Annotated in this window: 26 protein-coding genes; 11 read left to right on the top strand and 15 right to left on the bottom strand. The window is 59.8% G+C overall.

Annotation, left to right across the window (positions count from 1 at the left end; all coding sequences use genetic code 11):
* A complete protein-coding gene (locus tag ACVWVY_RS33195) occupies positions 1-294 on the bottom strand; it encodes an acyl carrier protein (protein ID WP_028346689.1) in 294 nt (97 codons plus the stop codon).
* Positions 295-527: 233 nt separating this feature from the next.
* Complete coding sequence (locus ACVWVY_RS33190) at positions 528-2,453, bottom strand: FAD-binding monooxygenase (protein WP_456630334.1); 1,926 nt, start codon at positions 2,451-2,453, stop codon at positions 528-530.
* 107 nt (positions 2,454-2,560) lie between these two features.
* Between ACVWVY_RS33190 and ACVWVY_RS33185 the strand changes: the two genes are divergently transcribed.
* Positions 2,561-3,028 (top strand): MarR family winged helix-turn-helix transcriptional regulator, encoded by a 468-nt coding sequence (locus ACVWVY_RS33185; RefSeq protein ID WP_456630333.1) that lies wholly within the window; start codon positions 2,561-2,563, stop codon positions 3,026-3,028.
* Between the two features lie 384 nt (positions 3,029-3,412).
* Here ACVWVY_RS33185 and ACVWVY_RS33180 read toward each other — a convergent pair whose 3' ends face one another.
* Entirely contained in the window at positions 3,413-4,030 is a 618-nt protein-coding gene (locus ACVWVY_RS33180) for a GyrI-like domain-containing protein (RefSeq protein ID WP_456630332.1), read from the bottom strand.
* 341 nt (positions 4,031-4,371) lie between these two features.
* Between ACVWVY_RS33180 and gstA the strand changes: the two genes are divergently transcribed.
* Positions 4,372-5,010, top strand: coding sequence for a glutathione transferase GstA (gene gstA, locus ACVWVY_RS33175; protein WP_456630331.1), 639 nt, complete (start codon positions 4,372-4,374; stop codon positions 5,008-5,010).
* An 84-nt stretch (positions 5,011-5,094) separates the two neighbouring features.
* Here gstA and ACVWVY_RS33170 read toward each other — a convergent pair whose 3' ends face one another.
* Positions 5,095-6,093, bottom strand: coding sequence for a GlxA family transcriptional regulator (locus ACVWVY_RS33170; RefSeq protein WP_456630330.1), 999 nt, complete (start codon positions 6,091-6,093; stop codon positions 5,095-5,097).
* A gap of 126 nt (positions 6,094-6,219) precedes the next feature.
* Between ACVWVY_RS33170 and ACVWVY_RS33165 the strand changes: the two genes are divergently transcribed.
* The 5 genes from ACVWVY_RS33165 (at position 6,220) to ACVWVY_RS33145 (ending at position 10,447) form a co-directional block, all read left to right on the top strand.
* Entirely contained in the window at positions 6,220-6,912 is a 693-nt protein-coding gene (locus ACVWVY_RS33165; RefSeq protein ID WP_456630329.1) for a DJ-1/PfpI family protein, read from the top strand.
* A gap of 9 nt (positions 6,913-6,921) precedes the next feature.
* Positions 6,922-7,950 carry a tripartite tricarboxylate transporter substrate-binding protein gene (locus ACVWVY_RS33160; RefSeq protein WP_456630328.1) on the top strand — a complete coding sequence of 343 codons (1,029 nt, stop codon included), beginning with the start codon at positions 6,922-6,924 and terminating at the stop codon, positions 7,948-7,950.
* Between the two features lie 107 nt (positions 7,951-8,057).
* The gene (locus ACVWVY_RS33155; protein ID WP_456632371.1) at positions 8,058-8,837 is read left to right on the top strand and encodes a tryptophan 2,3-dioxygenase; all 780 of its coding nucleotides are present in this window, start codon (positions 8,058-8,060) and stop codon (positions 8,835-8,837) included.
* Between the two features lie 68 nt (positions 8,838-8,905).
* Positions 8,906-10,105 carry an aminotransferase class V-fold PLP-dependent enzyme gene (locus tag ACVWVY_RS33150; protein ID WP_456630327.1) on the top strand — a complete coding sequence of 400 codons (1,200 nt, stop codon included), beginning with the start codon at positions 8,906-8,908 and terminating at the stop codon, positions 10,103-10,105.
* Between the two features lie 126 nt (positions 10,106-10,231).
* Positions 10,232-10,447, top strand: a complete 216-nt coding sequence (locus ACVWVY_RS33145; protein ID WP_456630326.1) for a DUF5958 family protein — start codon at positions 10,232-10,234, stop codon at positions 10,445-10,447.
* Between the two features lie 247 nt (positions 10,448-10,694).
* On the opposite strand, the gene ACVWVY_RS33140 is transcribed toward ACVWVY_RS33145, so the two are convergent.
* Positions 10,695-11,654, bottom strand: a complete 960-nt coding sequence (locus ACVWVY_RS33140) for an alpha/beta hydrolase (RefSeq protein ID WP_456630325.1) — start codon at positions 11,652-11,654, stop codon at positions 10,695-10,697.
* A gap of 358 nt (positions 11,655-12,012) precedes the next feature.
* Between ACVWVY_RS33140 and ACVWVY_RS33135 the strand changes: the two genes are divergently transcribed.
* Together ACVWVY_RS33135 and ACVWVY_RS33130 are read left to right on the top strand one after the other, a co-directional pair.
* Positions 12,013-12,450, top strand: a complete 438-nt coding sequence (locus tag ACVWVY_RS33135) for a hypothetical protein (protein WP_456630324.1) — start codon at positions 12,013-12,015, stop codon at positions 12,448-12,450.
* Between the two features lie 683 nt (positions 12,451-13,133).
* Positions 13,134-14,228, top strand: a complete 1,095-nt coding sequence (locus ACVWVY_RS33130) for a DUF2336 domain-containing protein (protein ID WP_456630323.1) — start codon at positions 13,134-13,136, stop codon at positions 14,226-14,228.
* 47 nt (positions 14,229-14,275) lie between these two features.
* Here ACVWVY_RS33130 and ACVWVY_RS33125 read toward each other — a convergent pair whose 3' ends face one another.
* The gene (locus ACVWVY_RS33125; RefSeq protein ID WP_456630322.1) at positions 14,276-15,271 is read right to left on the bottom strand and encodes an aldo/keto reductase; all 996 of its coding nucleotides are present in this window, start codon (positions 15,269-15,271) and stop codon (positions 14,276-14,278) included.
* 71 nt (positions 15,272-15,342) lie between these two features.
* Complete coding sequence (locus tag ACVWVY_RS33120; protein WP_456630321.1) at positions 15,343-15,738, bottom strand: (R)-mandelonitrile lyase; 396 nt, start codon at positions 15,736-15,738, stop codon at positions 15,343-15,345.
* Between the two features lie 288 nt (positions 15,739-16,026).
* Between ACVWVY_RS33120 and ACVWVY_RS33115 the strand changes: the two genes are divergently transcribed.
* Positions 16,027-16,920, top strand: coding sequence for a LysR family transcriptional regulator (locus ACVWVY_RS33115; RefSeq protein WP_456630320.1), 894 nt, complete (start codon positions 16,027-16,029; stop codon positions 16,918-16,920).
* A gap of 1 nt (position 16,921) precedes the next feature.
* Here the strand turns inward: ACVWVY_RS33115 and ACVWVY_RS33110 are convergent, their stop codons facing one another.
* The 5 genes from ACVWVY_RS33110 to ACVWVY_RS33090 all read right to left on the bottom strand — a co-directional run bounded on the left by ACVWVY_RS33110 (position 16,922) and on the right by ACVWVY_RS33090 (position 20,366).
* A complete protein-coding gene (locus ACVWVY_RS33110) occupies positions 16,922-17,098 on the bottom strand; it encodes a hypothetical protein (RefSeq protein ID WP_456630319.1) in 177 nt (58 codons plus the stop codon).
* A 16-nt stretch (positions 17,099-17,114) separates the two neighbouring features.
* On the bottom strand, positions 17,115-17,336 hold the full coding sequence (locus tag ACVWVY_RS33105) for a hypothetical protein (RefSeq protein WP_456630318.1): 222 nt from the start codon (positions 17,334-17,336) through the stop codon (positions 17,115-17,117).
* A gap of 36 nt (positions 17,337-17,372) precedes the next feature.
* Positions 17,373-18,134, bottom strand: coding sequence for a glucose 1-dehydrogenase (locus tag ACVWVY_RS33100; protein WP_456630317.1), 762 nt, complete (start codon positions 18,132-18,134; stop codon positions 17,373-17,375).
* A gap of 24 nt (positions 18,135-18,158) precedes the next feature.
* Positions 18,159-18,905 (bottom strand): carboxymuconolactone decarboxylase family protein, encoded by a 747-nt coding sequence (locus tag ACVWVY_RS33095; RefSeq protein WP_456632370.1) that lies wholly within the window; start codon positions 18,903-18,905, stop codon positions 18,159-18,161.
* A gap of 1,122 nt (positions 18,906-20,027) precedes the next feature.
* Positions 20,028-20,366: a hypothetical protein gene (locus ACVWVY_RS33090; RefSeq protein WP_456632369.1), complete on the bottom strand. Its 339-nt coding sequence runs from the start codon at positions 20,364-20,366 to the stop codon at positions 20,028-20,030.
* A 284-nt stretch (positions 20,367-20,650) separates the two neighbouring features.
* On the opposite strand from ACVWVY_RS33090, the gene ACVWVY_RS33085 reads away from it, so the two are divergent.
* Positions 20,651-21,271 carry a ParB-like protein gene (locus ACVWVY_RS33085; RefSeq protein ID WP_456630316.1) on the top strand — a complete coding sequence of 207 codons (621 nt, stop codon included), beginning with the start codon at positions 20,651-20,653 and terminating at the stop codon, positions 21,269-21,271.
* On the opposite strand, the gene ACVWVY_RS33080 is transcribed toward ACVWVY_RS33085, so the two are convergent.
* From ACVWVY_RS33080 to ACVWVY_RS33070, 3 genes are all read right to left on the bottom strand, one after another.
* Entirely contained in the window at positions 21,268-21,765 is a 498-nt protein-coding gene (locus ACVWVY_RS33080) for an MgtC/SapB family protein (RefSeq protein WP_456630315.1), read from the bottom strand. The two genes, ACVWVY_RS33085 and ACVWVY_RS33080, sit on opposite strands and share 4 nt — an antisense overlap.
* 36 nt (positions 21,766-21,801) lie before the next feature.
* Positions 21,802-22,380: a peroxidase-related enzyme gene (locus ACVWVY_RS33075; RefSeq protein ID WP_456630314.1), complete on the bottom strand. Its 579-nt coding sequence runs from the start codon at positions 22,378-22,380 to the stop codon at positions 21,802-21,804.
* Between the two features lie 107 nt (positions 22,381-22,487).
* Complete coding sequence (locus tag ACVWVY_RS33070) at positions 22,488-24,251, bottom strand: ATP-binding protein (protein WP_456630313.1); 1,764 nt, start codon at positions 24,249-24,251, stop codon at positions 22,488-22,490.
* Positions 24,252-24,612 lie beyond the last annotated feature (361 nt).

Below are 24,612 nucleotides of genomic sequence, written 5' to 3'. Positions count from 1 at the left end.
CTAGGCGCCCGGCGCTGCATTCTTGGCGGCGACCAGTTCGTCGATGCGATCGGCGAGATTTTGCAGCACGAAGTACTGCTCGGTCGTGGCCTTGCCGTCGTTGACCTCCTGAGTCCATTTTTCGAGCGGCATCTTGATTCCGAACGCCTTGTCGATGGCAAAGGCGATGTCGAGGAAGTCCAAGCTGTCGATTCCCAGATCGTCGATGGCGTGGCTCTCCGGCTTGATCGTGTCGCGCGGAATGTCGCAGGTTTCCGCGATAATGTTGGCGATCTGATCGAATGTAGAAGACATCATTAAGCCTTTGATATATTGGAGATAATCCGGAACGGCCTGAGGAGGCGGGGCGCGGCGCCGCGGAGGGCCCAATTTCCTCGGCCGGAGTCGACAGCCCGTATATCGGAGCGGGGCGCTGAGTTCAATGGAGGCGGGCCGTTCCCGTGGCATTGGATTTGGCGGCAAAATGGGCGGATTCGGGGAGCTGCCCGTGCGGCGTCACCGAAAGCATGGCGCAATAGCCCCGGCGCTCAATCCGCCCGAACCATGAAACCGTCGAAATACGTCGCAAGCGCCTCATGGCCGTCAAGCGGAAGCACATGTGCGACATACTGGTCCGGCCGTACCACGACCATGCAGCCGGCGTTCCGATCGATGCCGCGCATCGCAAAGATGTCGTGGCCGCCCTTCAAATCGGGGCAGAACATCTTTTCGTAGTCGCGAAGTCCGTAACGTCCTTTCGGAGGAAGAAGGAGCGGGGGCATCGCCTCGATGGCGAGTTCCGTATGCGCTTGCTGGAACACCGCGCGGACATCGATCACTGAATCGATATCGGCGCCCGCAGGCGTGTACCTCTTCACGGGAGACTTGGGGTTCTCGCTCAAGAAGTCGCACAGGGCGTGAACGGGGGAGCCGGAGGCGGCGGGATCGCCCGCGCCTGCAAAGACAAAAATCCGGAAGCGTCCGTCCGCCCTGGCGAGATGGCCAAGATGAACCGGCTTGGCGTCCGCGAGCCGAATGACCGGCGCGGAGTGAAAGCGCGTGCCGATCGCCAGGCCCTTGGCGAGATGCTGATGATCAGGATTGGCCGTGAGCAGGGACGGACGGTAGTGCGTCGCCGTTCCCGCGGTATAGCGGCCGTGCCGGACGAAATAGTTTTGGGTTTCGGCGGCGTCCGCGCCCTTGTTGTTTCCCTTTGCGGAAGCGAGGATCTCGGCCCATTCGCGGTCGAAGTCGATCAGTTCCTTCGCAACCGCCTGCCGTTCCGCCGAATAGCTGTGCAGGAGATGCGGCGCGCTGCGCTGGCGCAGGACGGAGGCGAGCTTCCATCCGAGATTGAAGGCGTCCTGCATCGAGACGTTCATGCCCTGGCCCGCTTTCGGGCTGTGGGTATGGCAGGCGTCGCCGGCGATGAAAACGCGGGGCAGGCGCGTTCCGATTTCTTCCTCCGGCACGTCGTCGAACTTGTCGGTCAGCCGCTGGCCGATCTCGTAGACCGACCACCAGGCGATCTCCTTCACGTCAAGCGTATGCGGATGGAGAATCCGTCGCGCCTTCGCGATCAGATCATCTGACGTGATGTTGCGGTTGGCGACCCGTTCGCCGGCGTCGAGATTGGTGAGTTCGACGTAGAGCCGGACCAGATAGCCGCCTTCGCGGGGGATGACGATGATGCTGCCGTCGCTGGCCGACTGGATCAGCGACTTGAAGCGGATGTCGGGGAAGTCGGTGACGGCAAGGACATCCATGACGCCCCAGGCATGATTGGCGGAATCGCCGCGCAGCTCGCGCCCGATCGATTTGCGCACCACGCTACGCGCGCCGTCACAGCCCACGACGTAACGGGCCCTGACGGTCTCGACCTCGCCCTCATGTCCGGCATCGAGCCGCTCGAGGCTGACGGTCACCGCGTGGTCTTCAAAGCGCGCCGCAGGTGAGGTCTTTAGGTCGAGCAGGCGCCGTGAATAGTACGGTTCGAGCTTTGACGGCGATTTGCGCATGACATCGAGATAGCAATCATGCACACGCGCCTGGTTCAGAATGACGTGCGGAAATTCCGACAGCCCGTCCTCGACGTCCTGAACCCGTCCGCTGCGGACGATGTTTTCGCACTTGCCGTCATCCGGCTTCCAGAACGTCGTTTCAGTGATCCAGCACGCTTCTTTCAGCACGCGTTCGGCGAAGCCATAGGCGTGGAACATCTCCATGGTGCGGCAGGCGACACCGTCGGCCTGGCCGAGCAGCAGCCGGCTCGGCTTCTGCTCGACGATGCAGGTCTTGATGTCGGGGAATGCCGCAAGCTGCGCGGCCAGCGTCAAGCCCGCCGGTCCGCAGCCGACGATCAGCACGTCGACTTCCTCCGGGACCGGTCCGGATGTGCCCGAGGCCAAGACCCGCCCGGCCGGATCGGAGATTTCGGGGTCGCCCGGCTCGAAGCCGTTCAGATGAAACTGCATGATACCTGCTCCTCCGGTTCCCGGCCGTTCGGATATTGCTCAGCATGCTGATTATCAGTATACTTGTCAATTCCAGAGATGCCTTCAAACCTGCCTCGGAGAATTCGGTGAGAGACAATAACGAGATGCCCGGCCATCTGGCCCGCCGCTTCCAGCAGATTGCGGTGGCGGTGTTCCTGGCCGAGGTCGAGGAGGCGGGTTTCGACCTCACGCCCGTTCAATACGCGGCTCTCGCGGCCATCAGGACCAACCCGGGCATCGATCAGGTGACGCTCGCCGGCCAGATCGCCTATGACCGAACCACCATCACCGGCGTGGTGGATCGCCTGGTGCAGAAGGGCTTGCTGGTGCGTCACGCCTCTAGCCGCGACCGCCGGGCCCGCGAATTGCAGGTCACCGAGGCGGGAAAGCGAACGCTGCGCGGAATCACGCCGGCCGTCGCAGCGGCGCAGCAGACCATGTTGCGCGGGCTCACCGAGAAGGAGGGCGCCGAGTTGATGCGACTGCTGCGCAAGGCGATCGCCGCCGGCAACGAACTCAGCCGCGCGCCGTTGCGGGAGGCGGAGTTGCGGTGAGGTCGAGGGATGAGAAAGAGCGGACTAGCGACAGCGTAATCCGCCCTTGTGCTAGGTCTGTGCGGGTGAGTCCTGTTGCACGCTGGCGGGACTATTTTCAGTCGGAAACACGCTCTCATATAATGCACGGGCCTCTTGAATAAGACGAGCCGTGTCATGATCGGGGTTAGGCTTCGGGAAGCTTATGACTTCGCCCATTTGATCTCCAAGGAAAGATACGCGCGGCGAAATAGAGATGCGAATATCATGCCAGCCCGAGGGGCCGGTTTCATGCCGTTCTCAATGTCACGCGGGTCAACCGGCATGGTAGGCCCGTAGGATGGGTAGCGCGTAGCGAAACCCATCACCGTATCGGGCCGCAATTGTGGGTAAAGGGCGTGGCCTTCAGCCGGCGCTTTTGACCGGCTGCCGCAGAATCGTCTTGAGTTTCTCCGGTGGCGTCTTGCGCGGATCGCTCAGATAGATCTCGTGATGTGGCCCCGCAAACGTCACGCCCTTCGCAGGCATGATCTCGTTGTGAAGCCTGGCGAGCGTCGGGCCTTCGTCGTCATAGCTGCCGATATGCAGCGTCTGCAGGCACAGCCCTTCGTCCAATGGCTCAAGACGCAGCGAGACCGGAGGCTCCCCGAGCTTGTTCCGCGATTTTGCCAGGGCAGTCTCGTACAGGGATCGCTCAACGAAGCCGGGTATCATGATCATCATCGTCCATTGCCACAGATGCTTCCGGCGCCCGGCAAAATCGTCGGGATTGTCAGCCCACCAAAGGCCTTCGAGGGGCGGAACGACGTAATCTTTTGCCGATTTGGTCTTGCTGGCAAATTTCATCGCGTAGCTCAGGGAATACAGCCACTCGACGGCACGCTTGTAGGCTGGATCACGATTGGGGTCGCCCTTGCCGTCGATCTTGACGAATTTCATCACCGGCACGTCGACGGTAGCAAAGCTGCCATTGGGCGCGCTGTAGAGCGCTGCAAGCTTCTTCTTGAAATCGATCTTGTCCATGTTCGTCTCTGGTCCGTAATCCGCCGCTTGGTTGCAGCGAACTATCGTACAACAATCGATGCCGTGCCAACGTCGTGAACTCCGCGCCTCGATCGAAAGGGCGGATTACGCTGTCGCTAATCCACCCTTGCTACGGGGATGCAAATTGCACAGAAAAGGCCTCCCGCACATTTTCCTCCGGCCGTAACAAGCACAGAGCTTGCCGATGCCAAGCGTAGACGAAGCGATCTTACTGAACCAGTTGGCGCAGGGGATCGTAAGCGATTCAGAAGGTCTATAGACAATTTATCATAATGTAATAAATTCCTGAGCAGCAATCTGGCTGCTCCGGGTTATTTGACATGAAGCTGTACCATGAAGTGCGAGGCTGCTCGCTCGCCGTCGACATCGTCAGGCGCGAACTGGGGTTGCCGCTCGAACTCATTTGGGTCGATGTGCCGAGAAAACTCCTTCCGGACGGGTCGGATTACTACAAGGTGAATCCGAAGGGGCAGGTGCCGACGCTTGAACTACCAGACGGACAGTACCTGTCGGAAGGCGCCGTCATCATGCAGTACCTGGCTGATCAACGGCCCGACAGTGAACTTTGCCCGCCTGCCGGAAGCCTCGAGAGGTACCGGATCATGGAGTGGATGAGCTTCATTGCCTCCGACCTGCACAAGGGCGGATTTATGCCGCTGATCAAGAAGACAACTCCCGAGGATTATCGGCCGATCGCTCGACAGCTCGTGCTCTCGCGTTTGAAGTGGCTGAACGAGCATCTGGCTAGTCAAGATTATCTGACCGGTTCGAAATTCACGATTGCTGATGCGCACTGCTACACCATCGTGATGTGGACCGAGTACCAGGGAATCGACGTCTCCCCCTGGCCTTACCTCAAGGCCTATATCGAGCGCATCGGGAAGCGCGCGAGCGTGATTGCTGCAAAGACCGCAGAACGTCAGGAGGCGGAGCGTATTCAAGCCAAAGCCGCCTCATGAACGGCGCGTGTTCGCGCCACCGAAATGCCAAATGGCGTAGGCGCCGCCTCCCGCTTCACGCGAATCCCACTTCTTTCCCAACCCTCATCGCGTGCCAGAAAATCGCTCGCGGTAGTGACCAGGCGGCACCCCCAAGTGCTTTACAAACGCTCGCCGAAGAGCTTCTTCGGATCCAAAGCCGCAGCGTCGCGCAATAGCTTTGTTGCCAAGCCGGTCATTTTCGATCAACCGGCAAGCCTTTTCGAGCCGAAGGCGCACAATTGCTTGCGCAGGAGTAGTGCCGGTCTTTTGCGAGTAGAACCGTGCAAACGTTCGCGGTGCCATTGCAACTTGTTCGGCCAGACGCGCGATATTTAGCTCAGATCGCAGATTTTCAGCCATCCATTTGTGAAGCCGCATGACGCGTTCGTCACCGGCGCTTTGTTCCAAGAGAGCGCTACTGAACTGCGACTGACCACCAGGGCGTTTAAAAAAGACAACCAGCTTCTTTGCCGTGGCCATCGCGATCTCGCGTCCGACATCGCCTTCTACCATGCCTAAAGCCATATCGATGCCCGAGGTCACGCCAGCAGATGTCCACACGCGTTCATGACGCAAATAGATGGCATCGCGAACCAGCGCTATCGATGGAAATTTGTTGGCAAGTTCGTCACATGCCGCCCAATGCGTAACTACCGGCTTGCCGTGAAGCAATCCAGCACGTGCGAGAATGAAAGCCCCCGTACAGACTGACGCGACGCGAGCCACGCCGGGGGCGGCCCGTCGTATCCATGCAGACAGAGCATCCGCAGGCAGCGGCGTATCTGCGCGGTGTTCAAAATCCGAACACCATGCGCCGGGGCCGCCGGGTACGATGATCGTTCCGATTCTTCTTGAGCGTGGCGGGGGCAGTTTTCGAACGGCCAGTTCAACGCCACTGGAGCTGCGAACCATGCCGTTGGCCTGCGCGAATAGCCGCAAATCGTAGAACTGCTTCCGGCCTGCCAGACGCAATTCGTCGTTGGCAGTCGCAAAAACCTGCAAGGGGCCGGTTACGTCCAGCAGTTGGAAACGATCGAACGCGAGAAACCAGATCTGATGCATTCGTTTTGAACCTCCCGTTGAACCTCCGCGCGTGCAACCCGTTGGCAGGAATCGTGGAAGATTTGTCCTCCCGGCCATAGCGGCTGTTCTACACTATTTTGCGCCATTAGTAGTCGGGAGTAAGTGATGAACATAGGGATGCTGATCTTTCCGGGCATTACCGCGATTGACTATGTGGGTCCATCGGATCTTCTGGCGCGCATTCCTGATGCTCATCTTCACCTTGTGTGGAAGCACAGGGAGACCATTGAAACCGACTTGGGCTGGGAAATTCGTGCAACGACGTCCTTCGCCGATTGCGATCAGTTCGACATGATCGTTGTGCCGGGCGGACCCGGCATCGCCGAATTGCTGGCGGACCAGGAGACTTTGCGGTTCTTGCGCTCTCGAGCTGCAACGGCAAAGTGGATTGTCGGAATTTGCACCGGACCACTGGTGTTGGGTGCCGCAGGTCTGCTCGAAGGCTATGCTGCTACCTGTCACTGGGCCTCTCATCAATTGCTCGGAATGGTCGGCGCGACGCCTGTCGATGAGCGCGTGGTTGTGGACCGCAACCGCATAACGGGAGCAGGCATGACTTCGGGCATCGACTGCGCATTACGAGCCATCGCACTGGCAACTAACGAGGATGTCGCTCAGCGCATTCAACTCTTTGCCGAGTACGATCCCAGACCTCCATTCGATAGTGGGACGCCTCATAAGGCGCCGCCGGCAATTCTTGAGGCCATGCTTGAAAAGGTAAGACCGGTTGTTGAACATCGGCGCGCATTGCTCACGGCGTGCCAAGCGTCCAAGGAGTCCGCGCAATACGCGGATTGAAGGGCTCATTTGCTCTATCGCAACGCGCTTCAGGAGGAATTGGCGGTGGCCTACGTGATACCAAAGATTGCCGCTCGTATCGCGATATTGCCGGTCCTGGTTGTCTCACTGCTCCTCGGCGCCCCGACGCCCACAATGAGCCAAAACGTCACCGGCCCGATACGATTGTTTGTTGGCTATCCAGCTGGCGGGCCTGCCGATGTGGGCGCGCGACTGATCGCGGAAGGATTGGCTCGAGAGCTGAAGCGAGCAATAATCGTCGAGAACAAGTCTGGCGCGGGAGGTCAACTAGCCGCACTGGCGGTCAAGAGCGCGCCCGCGGATGGATCGGTCCTGTTTTTGAGCAATTTGCATGCGATGGCGACAATTCCGCTGACGATCAAAGAGCCGGGCTTTTCACCGAGCCATGACTTCAAAATGATCGGAGCGGTTGCGACATTCGAGTTGGCGTTGGCGGTGCATCCCAAAACGCAGTCCAGCAGCCTGAGCGAGTTCGCCGCCTGGCTGGTCGCCAATCGATCCGTTGCCAACGTCGGTGTCCCCGCTTCGGGAAGTGCGCCGGAGTTTGTCATAAACAAAATCGCTCGCACGCTAAATGCGGAGGCCACGCCGGTCCCATACCGGGGTGCCGCGCCTATGGTGCAGGACTTGCTCGGCGGCCAAATTGCCGCTGCTTTGTCGAGCATTTCGGACTTCCTGCCATATCATGAAGCCAACACACTGCGCATTGTGGCCGTTAGTCAGACGACGCCGCTGCTACCAGACGTTCCGTCATTCACGCAGGCTGGCATCTGGGGTTTGGATGGAACGACAGATTTTCTTGGGCTCTACGCGCCGGCAGCCACCTCGGCCGATATTGTTGAGCGCTATAATGCGGCCTTGAAGACAGTTCTTGCCCTTCCAGAAGTAAGAGCGGGCTTCGCGAAGCTCGTCATGACGCCCGCGCCCGGCACGCCCAACGAGCACCGGCTACGTTTGGAGCGAGCGTCCGAAATTCTGAGCAAACTCATTCAGGAAAGCGGATACACGCCGCAGTAGCGGCGATGCTGTCCAGGAATCACTCAGAAAGCAGTCCTTTGTCCGAAAATGACTCCGTGCCCCAAAGTCGTATCGGCGGCGACGTTCAGGTCGATCTCGCCGGCCGCATGACCTATGGCGATTATCTTCAGCTCAAGACCCTGCTGGCTGCCAAGAAGCCGTTGACCGACAAGCACGACGAGCGCCTGTTCATCGCCATCCATCACGTTCAGGAATTGTGGCTGGACCTGATGGCGGTTGAATTGAATGCGGCCATCGAATTTATCGAGCGCGATGAACTGCCGCCGGCCTTCAAGTCGATGGCGCGGATGACGCGCATCCTCGAGCAGATGATCTCGGCCTGGAGCGTACTGTCGACTATGACGCCGTCCGATTATCTCGAATTCCGTGATGCGCTCGGTCAATCGTCCGGCTTCCAATCCTGCCAATACCGCGCGGTCGAATTCCGCCTCGGCGCGAAAGACCCGAAAATGCTCCTGCCGCACCGGCACGATACCGACAATTACGAGCGCTTGAGAGCGGCGCTGGAGGCACCCGGCCTTTATGACGTTAGTCTAATGCTGCTGAGGCGACGCGGCTTTGCGATCCCGGATGCCGTGGTGAACCGCGATTTCTCGGTGCGTCATATCTTCAGCGAAGCGGTGCGCGATGCCTGGTTGAAGGTCTATCACGACTCCCGCAACTATTTCGAGGCGTACGAACTCGCCGAGGAGCTGGTTGATCTCGAGGACTGGTTCCAGCAATGGCGCTTCCGCCACATGAAGACGGTGGAGCGGATCATCGGCTTCAAGCGCGGCACGGGCGGATCAAGCGGCGTCGCCTTCCTCAAATCAGCGCTCGACCACTCGTTCTTCCCCGAACTATGGGCGGTTCGGACGGAGTTGTGAGCAGCTTGGGCACCCTGATAGGGCTAACGTTCCGCTCATCCACTGCAAATAAAGCATTTGGAATCACCATGTCTGCCTGCAATTCAGCAACATCGCCCGAATTTCCGCTCGATCTGACGGCAGAATTTTCTCACTTCCGCAACGCCGATCCCGACCGGCTGCATTTTGCCGCACACAGCCACGCTTATTGGCCTGACGTCACGCGCGATGCGCAACTGCAGGCTTGGGACGATGCAGCGAGGCTCGTCGACGAGAAATGGTCGTGCGTTCTGGGCGAAGTGTGGCCGGCGGTAGCGAACGGCCTTGCGCTCCATCTGCGCCTGCCCGATCCGGCAACGTTGGTCCCCGCGCCAAACACGCATGAATTCGTCAACAGGCTGCTGTCATCGCTTCCGCTGGATCGCAAGCCGGTTGTCGTGACGACGGACGGCGAATTTCACAGCTTTAGACGCCAGGCGGAGCGGCTCGCCGAAGACGCGCTGGTCGAACTGATTGTCATGCCGACGGAGCCGTTCGCAACATTGCCGTCACGGCTGATCGACGTGGTGTGCGAGAAGTCGCCCGACATGGTGTTCGTTAGCCAGGTTTTTTTCAATTCGGGGTATGCGTTGCCGGATCTCGATGCGCTGGTGAAGGCTGTGGCCGCGCCCGAACGCCTTGTGGTGATCGATGGCTATCATGCGTTCCTCGCGCGTCCGGTCGATCTTTCGCGCATCTCCGATCGCGCGTTTTATCTCGCCGGCGGTTACAAATATGCGATGGCCGGCGAAGGCGCGTGCTTCCTACATTGCCCGCCGGGCTTTGCACCGCGTCCGCGCAACACGGGATGGTATGCCAGCTTTGGGTCTCTTTCCGGACTGCAGGATCGTGTCCGGTACTCGTTGGATGGCGAGCGCTTCATGGGGGCGACATTCGATCCGAGCGGCCTGTATCGCATGCGGGCCATGCTGCAATGGTTTGCGGCGCAGGATCTCAATGCAGAGAAGGTCCATGCGCACGTTATGGCGTTGCAGGAGATCTTTCTCGCCGACCTCATCAAGGCGCCGTTCGGCTTGTTTGATCCTGCCCATCTCGTCTTGCCGGCGGAAGAGTTGTCACGCGGGAATTTTCTGATCTTCGACCATCCCGACGCGGCGCGATGGCAGAGGCACTTGAAGAAGAACAACATCGTGGTCGATGTGCGCGACACGCGCTTGCGTGTTGGATTCGGCCTTTATCACAATGCGGACGATGTTGTGCGTCTGGTACATCGCTTGCGCGAGGTGTAACCTGCCAAGGGCGCGCTCAGGCGAATGGTTCGCGGCGCTCGCATTTTCGGCGAAGGAGACGGGCTCAGACGCCGCAGCCATGACCCGCGCAGCACGAGTTGACCGTGTCGTCGGCATCGGCGCACCGTGCGGTTCGAGCCGCCCTGCGACGCATGGTTTCAGGCGCAGAACGAAGACGGAAAACGTCGGCTGCTTCTTGGATTGAATATCCTCATCTTGCAGGCGAGCCCGCGACAGGAAGACGCGGCCGTTGCGATTTCCGAAGCGCGGCTAAAGCAGACGCTCACCCCATGCATATTGATCACAAAGCCAGGCCTCGGGGGACAGTTGGCGAACCGGTGAGACTTCCGGAGCCTGAGCTGCCCCGAGTGTTCAAACTTCATTAAGTTGCTGGAGGTAGCAGACGATAGGCGACGTAGGGAAAAGCCGTTAGATCTCGTGAACCATTGGTGGCACAGGGACTTGAGGGACCCAAAGGTCGTGAATGACATCAAGCGAACTAAAGGCCGTAGCCCGGATGAGCGAAGCGACATCCGGGTTTTACGTCACGGTCCCGCATGTCGCATGCGCTTATGCTGGCTACGGCTGCTCACGACCGCTTCGCTTCATCCAGAAACGCCTGCACTGCCTCGAACAACTTGAGGCGATTGCGCTCCATGATGATGGTGTGCGTTCCCTCGGCCAGCGCGACGTAACGTTTTCCCGGCGCGTTCACCAGCAACGGAAACAGGGTCTGTGCCATGTAGGGCGGCGTGTCGCGGTCCCATTCCGCGTGGATCAGCAGCGTCGGCACGGTGATCTTGGCGGGATCATAATAGGGCTTGCCGGCGCCGAAGAATTCGGCGCCGTCCTGCACGACGCCGTTGGGCGCTCGAAGGACCGGCGGGCTCATCGCCGCACCGACTGGGTCGGTTGCGAATGTCGCGTCGGCCCAGGCGTCGAACCAGCCGGCGGGAATGAGATTGGCTTTCTTGTCTTCCGGCACGCCGGTGTACCAGCGCTCCTTCGCCTGATCGCGATTGACCATTCGGTACGCGGCAAGCTTGCCGGGACCTGCCTGAACCAGCGAAGGCGTTTGCCGGATCCAGGCCGGTGCGTAGAGCACGAGACGTTCGACCTTCGCGGCGTTCTGCGTGGTGTAGGTCGCCATCAGTGTCGTGCCCCACGACCAGCCCAGAAGGTTGAGACGCGGAATGTTGCGGCGCTGCAGGATGAAATCGACGGCGGTGCCGATGTCCTTGACGGCGGTCTGGCCGGTGACGATTGGCGCATTGGCTTCCGGCTTGTCGGCCATCTCGGCAGGCCGCGTTGATTTGCCATAGCCGCGCAGGTCCAGAAGCCACACGTCATAGCCGCGCGCGGCGATGTATTCCATCCACGACAAGCCATCCAGCTTGAGGTCGAACGCCGTCTCGGAAGGGTAGGTCGCGCCGTGGACGTAAAGCACGGTCTGCTCCGGCCGGAACGAGGTCATGTCCGCCGGACGTTTGTTGCGGACGTATATTTCGATGCCAGGGTCTGATGTCTTGACCATCATCTCTTCAGTCACCAGAGCCCTCGTCTGTGCCAGCGCGGGAATCGAAATGAGCGTTGCGAGAAAAAAGCTTGCTGTCGCGATTGAAAGTCTCAACGTAGCCTCCCTCGTGGTCTTCGTTTTTGTCGTGATCCAGCGTAACGGAAATCACAGCGAGGAGGCACCTAATTCTCGCTTGGTCCGATGCGGCAATAATGTTGAAGCAGGGGGGCGCGGCGCACAGGCCGGCGGCCACGGTCATTCGGGTTTTGCCTAGTTTTCCCGGTATTAATCTTCTTTTTACCATACGTATTCATGATGTCATCATTACCAGCAAAAGGTTCTTTTCATGGCCCACCGAGAAGGAAGGCCTGCCGTTCGCAGAAGCGAAAACGTGTTGAGCTTTGTGCGTCCCCCGGTATCAACCCCCGGCGCTGACGCTCTCGACCTGGTTTATCAGGCCGCCGAAATTTTCAACGACATGGAGAATAATGCGCGAGAACTCGAAGCTCGCGCTCTCGCAATGTGCAAGACCGCAGCGGAGCGTCTTAAGCTGGCTGAGCAACGAACCGAATCTGCTGAGAATTCGTTGCGAGAAGTTGTCGCTGATGCCGATCGCAAGCTTGCGGACGCCTCCAGAGCCTTGACGCAGGTTGAATTGCGCATCACGGCGGCGGTGGACGAGGCGACTGCCGCGGAAATTCGTGCGCAGGTAGCTGAGGCGGAAGCGCGTGAGGCAAAGCAGACCTTGGCGCTGGTTGAGGACGCTATTCGCAGGCGGTTGCTTTGCGCTGGCCCGGAAACTGCTCGCAGAATGTACGACGTAGCCTGATTTCGTTGCCTCGGCCCGGATCAGGCGTCCGAGGTTTTCGATCCGATCTATATTCAAGCGCTGGCGGGATGTGTCATGACCGATAGTGAAATGAAACCTGGTGCAGAGAGAAGAGTTAGAGTTGACCGACGGACCGGAGTGGACGCTCGATCGGAAGAGGAAAAGCGATCGATGGGCGACCGCCGATCGCAAATTGATCGTCGCACCAGCAGGGCAAGCCAACAGCCTTCAAACGAGCAACTTGCTCAGTTCGCGAAACGCGTCAGGCGTGCGATCAGAGACGAGGGCAGCCGCCATATTTTCGGTATTGCTTCGGGCGAGGGTGATTTCAGGTGCCATCCCGACGTCCTTCGGACCTTGGACTGGATTGAAAGCCTTGCGAATTCTTGATTCGCCGTTCTTTGCCGATTTCCGATAGCAATTTTCTGGCGAGCGCGGGTGCCATGGCACCGATCGTTTCCGAGCGCATAGGCCCCGTTAATCAACTGGGTCGCAGAGTTTCTGCAGAGAGTAGGAAAGTTTTCAAAGCAGGATAGACGCCTATAGCCGAGAGCGCGTCCACTACACTCGCGCGCGAGCTTCGAGTCTCACATGGACTAGCCAAGCGCTTATTGACGAGCACTCTATTGTAGTTGTGGATTTTCAGTGGAGAGGTGAGCAGCGATTAGCGGCTCGAATTGCCGATGTCGGTTCTTCAGGAGTTGAATGACGCCATTTCCAAGGGAACGCCCGAAAGCCGTTTGAAGGCTTTGTGGCATGCAACCGATATGCTGATAATGGGCCGCTACACTGAAAGTGAGATTTGGATCTTCGGGGAAGTGATCGGACGCCTCTCAGACGAAATTGAACTCGCCGCCCGCTCCCAGCTCGCAAAACGCCTGGCCCGAAGCGACAAAGCGCCTGTCTACATCATCAACAAGTTGGCATTCGACGATTCGATAGACGTCGCTGGTCCCATCCTTCGCTATTCCGAGCGGCTCAGCAACCAGGCCTTGGTTGCGAACGCCCGCTCGAAAAGTCAGCAGCATCTTATCGCAATCTCGCGGCGAAGGTCGATCGACGAGCCGGTCACGGACGTACTCGTAACAAGAGGTGACCAGGCAGTCGTGAACTCTGTCGCCGTCAATGCCGGCGCGCGTTTCTCAGATTCGGGCTTTCTGCATCTGATCAAGCGCTCCGAGAATGACTCCATATTGGCCGAGCATATTGGCCGGCGTCGGGATATTCCAAGACACCTGTTTCAGCAATTGATCGCGAAAGCGTCAGAGGATGTAAGAAAGAAACTTGAAATCGAGCGGCCCGAAGCTGTCAATGCAGTTGCCGATGTAGCCGGGCGGCTGCATGCGATGTTTGGTCCTGCGTCAAATGATTATTTCACCGCCAAAAAAACCGTAGGTGCGCAACACCAGCACGGTAACCTGGGTGAAGCCCAGATTCTTGAATACGCCCAGGCGCGCAAACACAATGAAGCTATCGTCGCGCTATCGTTGTCGTGCAGCATGCCAGTCGACGTTGTGGAGCGAGCGATGCTCGCCGCGGATAAGGAGGCGTTACTAATTCTGGCAAAATCCCTCGACCTTTCCTGGCCGACGACCATGGCGTTGCTGTTTCTTGGGGCCTCCGATTATCGGATTCCGGCGAAGGATATCGACAAAATGAAAGCAGAATTCGCTCGGCTGGACGTCGAGACCTCCAAGAAGGTGCTGGAAGCCTATCACTCGCGCAAGGAGTCGATGGGCTCGACGGTGGGTCACCGTCCTGCACTTCATGTGTTCTGAAATGCAACTGGCACGATCGCAAGCTCGCCGCAGCATGTGTTGACCGTTCAGAGGCCGGTCATCCTCATGAGTTCTTCGGGATAACGCGCTCCCTGCACCTTGATCGCCGCGGTCGCATCCTCAATTTCATGAAGGTCGTTGGCGGCAAGTTGCAGAGACGCAGCACCCAGATTCTCGTCGAGGCGGGCAGGTTTGGTTGTGCCGGGGATGGGAACGATCCACGGCTTCCGAGCAAGCAACCAGGCAAGCGCCACTTGGGCCGGGGTAGCGCCCTTGCGTGCCGCGATGCTGCGGAGGAGATCGACCAGCGCCAGGTTGACCTTCAACGCATCCGGCTCGAAACGCGGGATGCGGCTGCGAAGGTCGGAACCGGCGAAAGTCGCGTCTGCGCCAATCGCACCAGTAAGAAATCCCTTTCCTAGCGGGCTGAAGGGGACGAGTCCGATCCCAAGCTCTTCCAGAGTTGGTAGAATCTCGGCATCAGGCTCGCGTGTCCACAGCGAATACTCGCTCTGCAATGCGCTGAGCGGCTGAACCGCATGCGCTTGCCGAATGGAACGCGCCCCAGCCTCGGATAGGCCGAAATACCGCACCTTGCCTTGGGCGATAAGGTCCTGCACGGCGCCCGCAACGTCCTCCATCGGCACCGATGGATCAACGCGGTGCTGGTAAAGCAGGTCGATATGATCGGTCCGCAGGCGCTTCAGCATGCCGTCCGTGGCAGCCTTGATATGCTCAGGCCAACTGTTGAGCGGACCTAGCCGCTCGCCGGTCACGAGATCGATGTTGTGGCCAAACTTGGTCGCTATCACAACATCCTTGCGGAATGGCTCCAGTGCCTCGCCAACGAGAGCCTCGTTCGTGAAGGGGCCATAGGTTTCCGCGGTGTCAAAGAAAGTCACGCCGCGCTCCACGGCGGTGCGGATAAGTTGAATCATCGTCGCACGGTCTGGCGACTGTCCGTAGCCACCGGTCATTGTCATGCACCCGAGACCCATTTCGGAGACCTCGAGGCCCTGGTCGCCAAGCTTCCGCTTCTGCATTGCTGCGATTCCTTCCTTTAGGGTGTGGACTTCGCGCGGAAGTGCCGCAACAACTTCACGCGTATCGGGGATTAGCCGCGATATTGCGCGTCGCTGACCTTTTCCATCCAGTCGACATTCTTGCCGTTGAGCGACTCCGTAATCGCGATATGCGTCAAAGCGGTCGTTGCTGTCGCGCCGTGCCAGTGCTTCTCGCCAGGCGGAAACCAGATAACGTCGCCGGGGCGGACTTCCTCAATCGGTCCACCCTCGCATTGCACCCAGCCGAGACCGGATGTGACGATAAGGGTCTGGCCGAGCGGATGGGTGTGCCACATCGTGCGGGCACCGGGCTCGAAGGTCACTTGACCGCCGCTGATACGGGCAGGGTCACCTACCTGAAACAAGGGGTCCACGCGGACCGTGCCGGTGAACCATGCCTCGGGGCCTTTGCCCGAAGGCCGCGAGCCGTTGCGTTTGATATCCATTGTTCCGTTCTTTCTCTCAGCCGGTGTCGCGGCATAACCCCGACGCGCCGTCGTTAGCGCCAGGCCACCAGCAGCAGCGAGTATGGTCCTTCGCGACATTGCGGGTAGTGTATTCACGCTGGCCTTGCATTGCGAAAGCCAGGCGTCCGTTCGGTCCATCGGGCTGAACTCCGTCATTGGACGTTGGTGTCGGATGTATCGGGGCAGTTGCCAATTCTGGATTTAGAGGGGTGCCGCCGTAGAAACTAGCCGCTATAATCGGCATACACTTATAAACTGGATCGATTAATGCAGCGCGGCAATCTCGACGACCTCTCGGCCTTTCTGATCGTCGCCCGCGAGGGCAGTTTCACCAAGGCAGCTGCCAAGCTTGGCGTTTCACAATCCGCGCTTAGCTACACCATCAAGGAGCTGGAGGCACGTCTGAAGCTGCGCTTGCTGACGCGCACCACGCGCAGCGTCTCGCCGACGGCGGCGGGCGAACGACTGTTGCGAAATGTCGGTTCAAGGTTCGAGGAAATCGAAGCCGAGCTCGCAGCCTTAGGGGAGCTTCGGGACAAACCCTCCGGCACCATCCGGATCACGGCTACAGAGTATGCGACCAATGCCGTGTTGCTGCCGAAACTTGCAAAGCTCTTGCGCGAGTATCCGGACATCAAAGTCGAGATCATCTGCGACTATGGCCTGACTGATATCGTCACCCAACGCTTTGATGCCGGCGTGCGCGATGGTGAGCAGGTCGCAAAAGACATGATTGCGGTCCGCATCGGACCCGATTCGCGCATGGCGGTTGTCGGGGCTCCCGCCTATTTCCGGAACCGGCAGGAGCCAAAGCGGCCGCAGGATCTGGTCGAGCACAATTGCATTAATCTTCGCCTGCCCACCCATGGCGGGTTGTATGCTTGGGAGTTCGAAAGAGGCTCGCGCGAACTCAAGGTCCGGGTTGACGGCCAGCTAACTTTCAACACCACGACCCAAATGCTCGATGCTGCGTTCGCGGGTCTCGGTTTGACCTACTTGCCGGAAGGCTTGGTGCAACCGCACATCAACAAGGGCCGCCTGAAGCGGGTGCTCGCTGACTGGTGCCCACCGTATCCGGGCTATCACCTGTATTATCCAAGCCGGCGACAGCCCTCCGCGGCCTTTGCTCTACTCGTCGAAGCCCTGCGCTACCGCGATTGAGTTAACTGAGCAGCGTCTGTTGCGTTGTCACCGCGCCTTCGTACCCAGCAAAATTGGCGTCGTTTGGATCAGCTTGAGCGACTTCACCATTTTCTCCGTCGTTGTTTTGTACTTTTTTGAAATGCTCGGTTGCGAGATGCGACCTGTACGCATCCACATCCTGGTAAATTTCGAACACCCTGACGCGCGCGGGATTATCCTTCTCGGAAACGGCGCGGGACCAGAGCGCCCGGCTCCACGCGAATAGCGGTTTCGATTTGCTCCGTCACCGCTGCATTGTAGTCGTCAAGCTGCGCGGGTTCGATCTCGATTTCCGCCTCCTGCACGTATTGCCGTTGCATGTCATCGGCAACGGCCAGCCCGAGAATGGAAGCCGCCAGGACCGACGCAGTTAGAAGAAGTTGCTTGATGTCCACGTGGGCCTCCGACAGACGGCGCGCGAATTCTGACATTTAGCGTATGGTATACCCGCCATCTACCGCGAGCGCGTGACCAACCATAAAACTAGCGGCGGAGCTGCAAAGCCAGAGCACCGCGCTTGCAATTTCCTCGGGACGACCAAGCCGGCCGATAGGCACCTCTTTCAACATCACGTTAAGGGCATCTGCCTGAGTGGCCATCATTCTGTCGAGCATCGGCGTATGGATGATGCCCGGACATATGGCATTGATGCGAATGCCTCTTGCCGCATAGTCCAGTGCCGCGCTCTTGGTCAGCCCAAGCACGCCGTGTTTGGACGCTTGGTATGTTCCGCGCTTGGGGCCGGCCACCAATCCTCCGATTGAAGAACAGTTGACGATTGCGCCATCTCCCTGCTGGAGCATTTGGCGCAGCTCGAACTTCATGCAACTCCACACCCCGCGCAGATTGATGGACATCACCCGGTCAAAGTCTTCGCGCGTGGCGTCGGCGGCTTCCGCGACAATATTCTGAACGCCGGCATTGTTGTAGGCCGCATCAAGCCGCCCGAAAGTGGCAACAGTCCGCTCTACCATCGCTTCGACCTGAGTGTCGTCAGCAACGTCGCATTTGATCGCCAGGGTTTTGTGCCCTTGGGCGGATAATTCCTCGGCGGCAGAACAAACGGCCGTTTCATTCGCATCGGCCAACACCACTGAAGCGCCTGACTCGGCGAAAGCCTTCGCCGTGGCAAGCCCCAGCCCTGATCCGGCGCCCGTAACGAGCGCAACCTTGTTTTCAAACGATATGTTCATTGGGGGCTTCCTGTTAATCCCGGTCTATTGAGGACGCTTTGCAAAAACATCTTTCGCGATAGGCATCGCCGAAAAGACGTTCGGCCAGCCCACATAGAAAGCCAGATGCGTGATGGCCTCAGATGCCTGCGCTTGTGTCAGCCCGTTATCCATCGCCCTGTTGAGATGCGGCGTAAGCTGCGCTGTCTGTCCGTTCGCGATCAAAGCGCTGACGGTGACGAGGCTGCGGTCCCTCGGGGCAAGGTCCGGGCGCAACCACAAATCGCGGAACAGGACATCGGTCGTGTATTGAACGACCCCGGGAAAGGCCGAGCCGAATTGCTCCTGGACGAACTGTGCGCGCTGGGCTTCGGCGGCCTCGTTTATCGGCAGCAGGGTCACGGAAGCCGGAGGAAGGTGATCCGTGCCGATGTGACGCGTCGCAAAGGCATCCCTGGCGACGGCGACCGCTGACATCGCATTGCCCCAGCCAGCGTAGAAGGCGAGGTGAGTAATGATCTCCGATATCTCGCGCGGTTCGACGCCGTTATCGAGTGCAAGATTGAGATGATACGACATCTCGATGGTCTGATTGCGCGCGATCAAGGCTGCCAGCGTAACGATGCTGCGGTCCCGCGGTGCGAGGTCGGGCCGCTTCCAAACGTCACCGAGAAGCCGGTTTTGGGTGTAAGCCTCCAACGCCGGCGTTACCTTGCGCACATCCGCGAACGTCAGCATCGGCTTTGATCCCATAGGCGTGGTCTCCTCTGCGTGGGCCGATGCCATCGACATCAATACGAGCAATGAGATTGTCGTGGTTTGAAGCTTCACTGGGAATCTCCTGTAGTGAGCGCCGAATGCGGATGGCGCTCTGCAGGGGGCCCGCGCAGCGTGATGTACGTGCTGCCCTGCGACGTTACCCACGTTGAACGGAACGATCATGCTCGCCCGCCAATCGGACGATCGTCGTTCGCGGAGCTTGTTATATAAGACGGTCGGCCATGCGATTAGATGGATGAATTCGCATGGACTTATGAAAGTGGCTTATGAATATGCCCGAACCTCGCCGACGCGACTTTGGTGTCAGCGGCTGGATCGTCGCGGCGGCGTGCAAGTCTGTGGTATAATGCCATCACAGCCGGGACGAGTGCCCTCGGGTGGGTGACAGACGGCTGATTGGGCGTGCGCGATACGGCGATTTTCTGGAACAACTTCAATCTGATTTGCCCCGTCCAGTCTCGCGCGCAAAAATATTCCGCTTTCCATTCCACCCAAATCAGCGGTTATTTCCGCGCTGTCCCGTCTCGACAAGAGGGGCGTATCGCGATCGTCACGAACGCGAGACGGGATGTGGTGGACGCGGCAGCGTCAGGCGCGAGAAGTTGTTTGCAGGGCGGTTATCCGTGAGCGAGCACAGCGCGCAAGACGTACGGCGCTGATGCGTACGGCAAAACCGTGTGGTCCTGACACCCGTGGCTGGTGCCAAGCTGTCGGTGGTGATTTTGATCCGACCGGATCGATTGAGCCGTCAAGCCGGCAGCGATGGAGGCAAGACGAATTCGTCTCCAGGGAGAGCACGGCATAAGCCGTCAAACCATTGCGCAGGGAATGCCGGAGTGCTCCGGCTGTACCTGTATGCTCGTGTGCGCACTTCCTTATGCACATTGCACACGAGACCGCGGGTGCAGCAAGCACCCGGCATTCCCTGCTCCCTCTCAGGAGGGACAAGGTTCATGCAAACCTCGGGCGCAGCGCGCCGCGAGAACGCAGACAGATATTCACTTGTCGTCGCCCGGCTTGACCGGGCGATCCAGTATTCCAGAGGCAGCAGTGATTGAATCGATAGGCCGCAGCGTACTGGATACCCGCATTCGCGGGTATGACGATCTGATTTGGTGCGACGATCGTGCTTCGCTACCCCTGCGGGGTCACCGATATCCTGGCGCAGTCGCGGCGGCCCATCAGCACGCAGTCCTGGGTCTTGCGCAGATCGGCGATGCTGACCGCAAGCCAAATGCCGATCGCGGTCAGCGCCACGGTGAACGCAAGCGCTGCGACATTGGCCAGCATGCGATGACGGAAATCGTCGCCCTCATCGCGCGGCCGCTCGTAGCGGGACAGGTCGTTCGCCGCCGGCGGCACGTTGGCCTGACTGGTTTCTTGCCGTCCCCCCGGCAGCTGGGCGGAGGTGCGCGGCCGAAACTTGAGCACGACGTGCTCGTCGTCGGTAATAATGGGCCGCTGGGTTTTCACTGCCGCCGATCCGCGAAAAATCCTGCGCCTTTCATAGCACGGCGGCAGCGCTTCCAACATGAAATCTTGCCGGACGCGGGGCAGCCATCCATCCGCGCAACGTCTGATGGAACCAGCTGCCGTCGATCGGAAGCCGGTGGCGTCAGGCCTTCCGGCCATCCTGGTATGCCTGCCGTAAGCATCGGGTTGCGGCCATTTGAGGGCTCGCATCATCAAGGCCATAGTAAACCCCCCAAGGGCAATTCCTCGGGTTAGGGCACGAGGACAAAGCAGAGGGGCAAACCATGGCCAATACGCGCGACCCGATCCTCAAGCCGATCCCGATCCTGTCACTGCGTCCGACCCAGATGACGGTCGGCCTGCGAGAGGTAAAGGAGAAGCGCGAGCGCTGGCGGGAGCACAAATCGGAGAAGAAACGCGCCGAGCTGCTCGGCAAGCACATGATCCCGGTCGTGCTTGGGCCGGACGAGCACCATTACGTCGTCGACCACCATCATCTGGCGCGTGCACTGCATGATGAAGGCGTCGAGCATGTCCTGGTCACGGTCATCGGCGATCTGACCATGGTCGAGCGCGAGGCGTTCTGGACCGTGATGGACCACAAGCGATGGGCCTATCCCTATGACGCCAAGGGCGAACGCCGGCACTTCAAGGATCTTCCGAAATCGGTGTCCGGACTCAAGGATGATCCGTTCCGCAGCCTCGCCGGGGAATTGCGCCGCGTCGGCGGCTTTGCAAAGGACACCACCCCGTTCAGCGAATTTCTGTGGGCGGATTTCCTGCGCCGCAAAATCCCGCGCAAAAGCGTGGAAGAGAATTTCGACAAGGCGATCGAGAAGGCGCTCGGCTTTGCCAGGAGCGAGGATGCGGTCTATCTGCCGGGCTGGTGCGGACCCATCGATTAAACAGGCGGCTGTTTGTCCACCGAAGAGGCGGGAGGCGGTTCCTGTTCAGCCTCGTCCTTGCCGCCAAACCTCTTGTGCAACCAGCGTTCCATTCGGCCCCCAACGGTCAAGACGCCGAAGGTGATGACCAATGCGACGATCACCAATCGCCATTGTCCGAGACCGCAGACAATTCCGATGCAGGCCGCCAGCCAGGTGCAGGCCGCACTGGTGAGCCCGCGAACCCTGAAATGACGTCCGGCGTGGACAATGACCCCGGCGCCAAGAAAGCCGATCCCGGTCAGGATTCCCTGCATCACCCGGCTGCCGGCGTCCGAGACGATTTTGGCCTCGTCCGAATGGACCAGCACCAGCAGCATGGCCGTCGCAAGGCTGACCAGCGCCAGCGTCTTCAATCCGATCGGCTTTCCGTGCAGATCGCGGTTGAGACCGATCAGCCCGCCCGCGAGCGTGGCGACGCCGAGACGCAGTATGATTTCGGTCCAGTCCAGCAACGCGGGAAACCTCCGGGCCTCAGGCTGATTCTTGGGCTATTTCGGCAGCCGCCCCATCATGTAGAACTCGTCGTTCGGGCGCATCGCGGTGACGTTGGCCAGCCGGTTCGACAGCGCGAAGAAGGCCGCGATCGCTGCGATATCCCAGATGTCGTCGTCGGAAAAGCCGTGGCCGGCAATTTCCGCAAAATCCGGCTCGGAAACCGTGTTGGCCTCCTGGCTCACCTTCATGGCGAAGTCGAGCATGGCGCGCTGCCGCGGGGTGATGTCGGCCTTGCGGTAGTTGACGGCGATCTGGTCGGCGATGACGGGGTTCTTGGCTCGGATGCGCAGGATCGCGCCGTGGGCAATCACGCAGTAATGGCACTGATTGGCGGCGGACGTCGCCACCACGATCATCTCGCGCTCGGCCTTGGTCAACCCGCTGTCCTTCTCCATCAGCGCGTCGTGATAGGCAAAGAAGGCGCGAAATTCGTCCGGACGATAAGCCAGCGTCAGGAAGACGTTCGGGACGAAGCCGGATTTCTCCTGCACCGCAAGGATCCGGGTGCGGATGTCGTCGGGCAGTCTGTCGATGGCGGGCGGCTGAAATCGTTTGGGCGCAGGCTTGCTCATGAAAGGGTTCCGGCTGAGGCCGCGAGGCGGCGTTACCGGACCATATATCGTATTGCGACGAAGTGGATACCGGCCCGCGCGAAGAATTCGCGCGAACGCGCGCCGCCTCAGCGCAGCGGCTTCTTCAGCAGCGAGAACCGGTCGGGGTCCAGCCCCATCGAGGGCTGCAGCATCGGCGTTTCCACCGGCGTCATGACGCGGGCGGCGGGCCGGTCGTTGATGCCGGGATCGTTCGGCACGTCGCGGTTCGAGGTGGCGCCGCGCCAGCGGTCCAGCACGGCCGAGACGAAATGCATGTCGTGGCCGGCGGAGACCGACGGCACGGACGCGATGGTGGCTTCGCTGCGCGGCAGCTGGTGGACGGGAACCTCCTTGAAGCGCAGGCGGGTCGGCAGCGCCACGCCTTCGCCGAAGGCCAGCACTTCGCGGGTGCCGAGCGAGGGCACGAACGACAAGAGGTTCGCGGCGGCATCCGAGACCGCCGAGCGCAACAGCGCCTGGTCGCGGTCGTTGGCAAGCCGCATCGCAAACAGCGTGTTGCACTGGGAGATAATGGTGGCGTCGAGTTCTGCCGGACGCTGGGTGACGAGGCCGAGAAAGACGCCGTATTTGCGGCCTTCCTTGGCGATGCGCGAAACGGCTTTCCGGGTCGGGCCGAACCCGATGTTGCGGTCGGCCGAGGCGTAGCGATGCGCCTCTTCGCAGACGAACAGCAGCGGCGACACGCCGTCGCTCCACAGGCCGAAATCGAATGCCATGCGGCACAGCACCGACACGACGGAATCGACGACTTCAGCGGGGAAGCCGGCGAGCTGCATGATGGTCATCGGCCGGCCATTGGCGGGCAGGCGGAACAGATGGCTGATCACTTCCGCCATGGTGTCGCCGCCGACATTGGCGTTGTCGAACATGAAGGTGTAGCGAGGATCGTTGCGCACGGTTTCGACGCGCGAAATCAGCTTGTGATAGATGATGCGCGAGGAGCGGTTCTCCAGCTTGCCCATCCGCTCGTCGATCAGCGAGATCAGATCGGTCAGCCGGTAGGGCACCGGCGTATCGACGGTATAGCCGCCCGACTTCGGATCCGCGCGCTTGAGTCCGAGACGATCGGAGTTCTGATACTGGGTATAGAGGCCCTTCGCCATCGGAATGACTTCGGCGAGAACGTCGAGTTCTTCCGGCACGCCGGGACGGCCGCCGAACAGGACGTCCACAATCTCTTCGAAATTGAACAGCCAGAACGGCAGTTTCAGGTTGCGCGGGTTGAGCACCAGCGCACGGTCGCCGAAGCAGCGGCCATACTCGTTGTGGACGTCGAGCAGGAATACCCGCAGGTTCGGCCGCGCCTTGAGAATCTCGTTGAGCAGCAGCGAAACGCTGGTCGATTTGCCGACGCCGGTGGAGCCGAGGACCGCGAAGTGCTTGGAAAGCATCTCCTCGACATCGACATAGGCGATGACGGAGCGGTCCTGCTGCAGGGTGCCGATATTGATCTGGTCCGACCCGCTCGGCGCATAGACGGTGCGGAGGTCCTGGGCGGTGACGAGGTCGACGGCATCGCCGATGGTCGGATAATTGGTGACGCCGCGCTGAAACTTGGGGCGTTCGCCGCCGGAAATCTCCCCGAGCAGGTCGACCGACGCGGTCGCCAAGTATTCATCGGAGCTAGGCTGGTTCTCGCAACTTACCTCGGTGATCATCGCAATGATCGTGGTGACCGTCGCACAGCGAATACTGATGAAGCGGCCGACGGTGGCGCGCGCTTCGGAAACGGGCACCTGGCCCGACGCCAGCAGTCCAACCCGGGCGAGGGAGCCGCGCACGGAAATCACACGTCCGAAGGATGTCACGCTGCTTAACCTGGGTCTCATGAATTGGGATCTGACCGCCATTATGAACGGCCCCGACTAGCGAAACGGTTAAACAGGCGAGGTTTCGTATCAGCTAAATCCGCGGCATCTCGGTCAGAATTCGTTTTTGCAGCGGAGCTGCGTCAGCGCTGCCGAGTGTCGGTTACGCTGGAAAATAAGGGCTTTCTCACATTTCCGGCGGCGCGCGATGCCGGCTTCGGATTAATCATTGGTTTACCATCTCGCACGAGAGCCGCGGCCGGCCGGCCGCCTCCCGGTAACCTCCAATGCCGGATCGCGGATTGGAGCCGGTGCGTGTGCAAAGTAACCGATTGCTAACCGCAAGTTGTAACGCGCCTTCCATCACTACTGCGTAACACTG

The sequence above is a fragment of the Bradyrhizobium sp. URHC0002 genome, from assembly GCF_054059515.1.
The sequence above is the reverse complement of the archived record's forward strand: the minus strand, read 5'-3'. Positions and strand labels throughout refer to the sequence as shown.